General features: G+C 66.3%; 4 protein-coding genes and 1 pseudogene. 3 read left to right on the plus strand and 2 right to left on the minus strand.

The features are described 5' to 3' along the window. Nucleotides 1-147: 147 nt before the first annotated feature. The 3 genes and pseudogenes from QOC69_RS24985 to QOC69_RS24995 all read left to right on the plus strand — a co-directional run. A pseudogene (locus QOC69_RS24985) lies at nt 148-462 on the plus strand (NlpC/P60 family protein); the annotation flags it as partial. A 25-nt stretch (nt 463-487) separates the two neighbouring features. Then, nucleotides 488-1,252, plus strand: a complete 765-nt coding sequence (locus QOC69_RS24990) for a response regulator (RefSeq protein WP_526444674.1) — start codon at nt 488-490, stop codon at nt 1,250-1,252. A gap of 8 nt (nt 1,253-1,260) precedes the next feature. Next, nucleotides 1,261-2,439, plus strand: coding sequence for a sensor histidine kinase (locus QOC69_RS24995; RefSeq protein ID WP_526444676.1), 1,179 nt, complete (start codon nt 1,261-1,263; stop codon nt 2,437-2,439). Between the two features lie 21 nt (nt 2,440-2,460). Here the strand turns inward: QOC69_RS24995 and QOC69_RS25000 are convergent, their stop codons facing one another. Continuing rightward, nucleotides 2,461-3,129 carry a DUF305 domain-containing protein gene (locus tag QOC69_RS25000; RefSeq protein WP_526444678.1) on the minus strand — a complete coding sequence of 223 codons (669 nt, stop codon included), beginning with the start codon at nt 3,127-3,129 and terminating at the stop codon, nt 2,461-2,463. A 182-nt stretch (nt 3,130-3,311) separates the two neighbouring features. Further along, complete coding sequence (locus tag QOC69_RS25005; protein ID WP_526444680.1) at nt 3,312-4,628, minus strand: ATP-binding protein; 1,317 nt, start codon at nt 4,626-4,628, stop codon at nt 3,312-3,314. Between the last annotated feature and the right edge of the window lie 153 nt (nt 4,629-4,781).

Raw genomic sequence — 4,781 nt, forward strand, 5'->3', positions numbered from 1 at the left:
CTCGGACTGGCCATCACGGACGACGATTCCGCAACCGCCTGATCCTCTGGCGGACGTGCCGAAAAGCGTTCAACCGTCGTTTCATCGGCCGATGGCCTTGGACCGTTGGCGTTGCCACCGCCCCAGGAGTAAGGGACCCCCATCTGCTCCCGCGGAATCGATCAGGGTGCGGGCACCATCGGTTTCGACTGCTCGGGATTGATGCTTTATGCGTTCGCGGGGGTGGGCATCAAGCTGGACCATTACTCGGGCTCGCAATACGACGCAGGCCGCAAGATCCCGTCGTCGCAGATGCGCCGCGGGGACTTGATCTTCTACGGGCCCAACGCAAGCCAGCACGAAGCGATGTACTTGGGCGACGGCATGATGCTCGAAGCCCCCTACACCGGTTCGCAGGTGAAGGTGTCTCCGGTACGCACGAGTGGCATGACGCCGTATGTCACGCGGCTGATCGAGTACTGACGCTATAGATCGCTCGACGGGCACTATGAAGATCATGGACGGCACGTCAGCCACATCGGTCAAAGCCGGGCGAGGATATCGGGCGCTCGTAGTCGACGACGAGGCGCCCTTGGCCGAGGTGGTGGCCAGTTATCTGGAGCGCGAGCAGTTCGAGACCACAATCGCGGTAAACGGCACGGCCGCCATCGCCGTTGCCCGCGAACTCGACCCCGACGTCGTCATCCTGGATCTCGGACTGCCCGGAATGGACGGGTTGGAGGTGTGTCGGCAGTTGCGCACCTTCTCCGACGCCTACGTCGTGATGCTGACCGCGCGGGACACCGAAATGGACACCATCCTCGGGCTCACCGTCGGCGCCGACGATTACGTCACCAAGCCGTTCAGTCCGCGCGAGCTGGTGGCGCGGATCCGCGCCATGCTCCGACGACCCCGCATCGTGCGCGGCAACGGCGCGACGGACGCTGCGCCTGGAAGCGAGGTCCCCCCGCCCCGGCGCTTCGGTGCGCTGCGGGTCGACGTGGCCGCACGGGAAGTGTTCATCGGTGACGAGCCGATTGTGTTGACGCGCACTGAATTTGATTTGCTCGCGGCATTGTCAGCACGCCCGGGTGTGGTGCTGAGCCGCCGGCAGCTGCTCGAAACGGTGCGCGACGGTCCATGGGTCGGCAACGATCATCTCGTCGACGTCCACATCGGCCATCTTCGCCAGAAGTTGGGCGACGATGCCGCCCGGCCGCGCTACGTCACCACCGTGCGCGGAGTCGGATACCGAATGGGAACCGGACAGTGAGCGGGTCCATGCACACCGCTGAGAAGGTCGGGCGGTCACTTCGTCGGCCCGGGATCGGCATGCGGCTTCTGCTCGCCCAGGCGATGGTGCTGGCGGCCGGTACCGTCACCACGTGGGTTGTCGCCGCCATCGTTGGGCCGCCTCTGTTTCGCGAGCACCTTCGCCGAGCCGGGGTGTCCCACGACTCTCTCGAGCAGCTCCACGCCGAAGAGGCCTACCGGTACGCGACCGCGTTGTCGGTGGGCGGCGCCCTGGCCGTGTCTGCGCTCACCGCGCTGGCGGTGAGTTGGTACGTCAGCCGACGGCTGCAACGCTCCGTCACGGAGGTCGCATCTGCCGCCACCGCAGTTGCCCACGGCCGCTACGGCACTCGCGTATCGTCGCCGCGACTCGGCGACGATTTCGACACCCTCACCGAGGCGTTCAATCAGATGGCGGCGCGGCTACAGACCGTCGACGCGACCCGTCGGCAGTTGTTCGGCGACCTCGCTCACGAAATCCGCACTCCGGTAGCAGTGCTCGAGGCCTACATGGAGGCACTCGAAGACGGCGTGCGGTCACTGAACCCCGCAACCACCACCATGCTGCGTGAGCAGACCCGGCGTCTGGTGCGGTTCTCCGAAGACGTCGCCGCACTGGCCCAGGCCGAAGAAAGCTCCGCGTCGATGGCGTTCACCTGGATCGATCCGCACGAGCTGGTCACCAGTGCCGTCGCCGCCGCCCAGGAGTCCTACCACGACAAGCGGGTCGCACTTGCCGCCGCCTTCCCCGATGACCTACCCCGGCTATGGGGTGACCCCCAGCGTCTTGCCCAGATCCTTGGCAACATCCTCGACAACGCGCTGCGCCACACCCCTGAGCACGGGCACGTCGAGGTACGCGCCGACGCAAGCCGCGATCAACTCACCGTGCGGGTGGTCGACACGGGTGACGGCATCCCCGCTGAACACCTGCCGCACGTGTTCGAACGGTTCTATCGAATAGACGCGGCACGCAGTCGCGAGCACGGCGGCGCAGGCATCGGACTGGCGATCGCCAAGGCCCTGGCCGAAGCACACGGCGGACACATCACCGCCATCAGCGACGGCCGGGGCGCTGGCTCAACGTTCACGATCACACTGCCCTTGCGCCCTGCCGGGACGGTACAAGCGGCATCTGTTACCAACGGTTCGAAGGCGCCGCGGTAGCCCGGAGCGCATGCACGCTCGTCAGAGCTTTTCGAGCATCCCCTGCATCGTGGTGATCTCTCGCTGTTGTGAGGACACGATGGAACGGGCCAGCGTGATCGCCGGCGGGAACTGACCAGAGTCAATCTCGGCCTGGGCCATCGCGATCGCACCTTGGTGATGCTGGATCATCTGACTCAGGAAGAGCCGACTTGCCTCGACGCCCTGGGCGTTCTGCAGCGCCGCCGTGTCCTGCTCCGACATCATCCCGTGGCCGCCGCTCATACCTGGCATCTCACCGTTGCCAGACATGTCGTGGCCGGGCATGCTCGGCATGGCGCTGCCCGGCGAGGTGGTGGTCGTCGACACACCCCACTGGCTCAACCAACCCTGCATCTGCTCGATTTCCGGTGCCTGGGCCGCCTTGATCTCGTTGGCCAGCGACACCACCTTCGGATCGATGCCCTGCTTGGCCAAGAGCGTGTCGCTCATCTCGACCGCCTGCTGGTGATGCGGAATCATGCCCTGCGCAAACGTGACATCCGCGTCGTTGTGCGCGCTGTCGGAGGCGCTCGGTGAGGTGGCGGCCGGGGGAGCGGCGGGTGTCGTCGCCGACGCCTGTGTTTCCGTTCCCGAGCCATTGCACGCGCTGAGCGTCACAACGGCCGCCAACGCCGCGGCGAGCGCCGCACTCAATCGTTTGGTCTGCACACGAACTCCTTGCTCATCGGACTTCGTCGACGTACGCGGTCAACATCTGGAAACCAGGCAAGAGGCCCGCGCAGTTGACGCCTGTTTTCAGCCTCCGGTAGCCACGTATGGGTCAGCTCGATGTTCGATGAAGATTCGATAAAGAGACGGCCGTTTGGGCGCCACGCACGTTCGCTGGTCTGTCACCGCGCTCCGGGCAGCCGCAACAGCAGCCGCGCACCGCGCAATGGGCTGGACCCCAAGGACGCGGTGCCGCCGTGCAGCTCGGCCTGCTGCGCGACGAGCGCCAGCCCCAGGCCGGAGCCCGACCGGGAGGCGTTCGAACCTCGCGAGAACCGCGCGAAGACCCCGTCGCGCTCTTCCTCGGGGACGCCGGCTCCGTTGTCGTCGATGGCGATCTCCACACCGTCGGCCGAACTGATTGCGCTGAGCTGGATTTCGGTGGCGTCGCCGTGCTTGACGGCGTTGGCGATGGCGTTGTCGATGACCAGCCGCAGGCCGGCAGGCAGACCTACCATCAGCACGCTGGGCGAGGGCACCAGCGACACGCGCAACCTGGGGTAGGTGTGCTGCGCGTCGTGAGCCGCGCGGTCCAGCAGCTCGGTGATGTCGAAGGGGACGAAGTCGTCGACGGTGGTCAGTTCGCCCTGCGCCAGGCGTTCCAGCGCCGTCAGCGTCCCCTCGATCCTGCTCTGGGTGCGGATGACGTCACCGAGCACCTCCTTGCGCTGCTCGTCGGGCAGGTCAAGGGTGGCCAGCACCTCCAGGTTGGTGCGCATGGCGGTCAGCGGGGTGCGAAGTTCGTGCGAGGCGACCGCGGAGAAGTCGCGGGCCGATTCCAGCGCGGCCCTGGTGCGCTGCTGCTCACTGCCGATGCGGGCCAACATCCCCTCGACCGCCTCGGCGATCTCCACGGCCTCCTGCACCCCGCGGACCTGGACCTCGTCGGGATTGGACTGGGCGTTGATGGCGCGCGCTTGCTGGGCCAGCAGCCGGAACGGGTTGATCATGATCAACCACATCACCCAGCCGACCAACACGGTGCCGACGATGACGCCGCCGCAGATCAGCAACACCCTCAGGTGCTGGGCGTCGATCCGGCGCTGGGCTTCGGCCACCGGTGCACCGAGCGCAATCGTGGCCTGACCCGCCCTAAAGGTCCGCACTCGGTACTCCACGCCGTTGATGGTGGTATTGGCATAGCCGCTGTCGAACTCCGGCAGCGTGATGTCGCTGGGCACGGACACCGTCGTGCCGCCCACGCGGGCGGTGCGCACCAGGCTGCCGTCCGGCATGGGCTCCTCGGCGGTGGTCTGCTGTGCGGTGCTGAGCAGCGAACTGATGTCGCCCAGCCCGCTCACCGAGTCCAGGCGCCGATCGAGCTGGCTGTACTGCTCATTGGTGACGCCGATCCACACCCACGTACCGAGGGTGATGACCAGTCCGACGACGGCGAGTGCCGAGATGATGACGATGGTGCGCAGCGAAAGAACCCGCATCGGCAGCCTGAGCAGCCGATAAATGCCATCATCTGGTTGCACTACTGAACTCGCGGCGCGATGCCAACGCCGGTCGTGGAGACAACATCCATGACTCCATCGTGCCCGATGGGACAACCGGGCTACTAACGCACGGCGTCAATCCGGTCGGCG

It is taken from the genome of Mycobacterium sp. (assembly GCF_032162105.1).
GTDB lineage: Bacteria > Actinomycetota > Actinomycetes > Mycobacteriales > Mycobacteriaceae > Mycobacterium.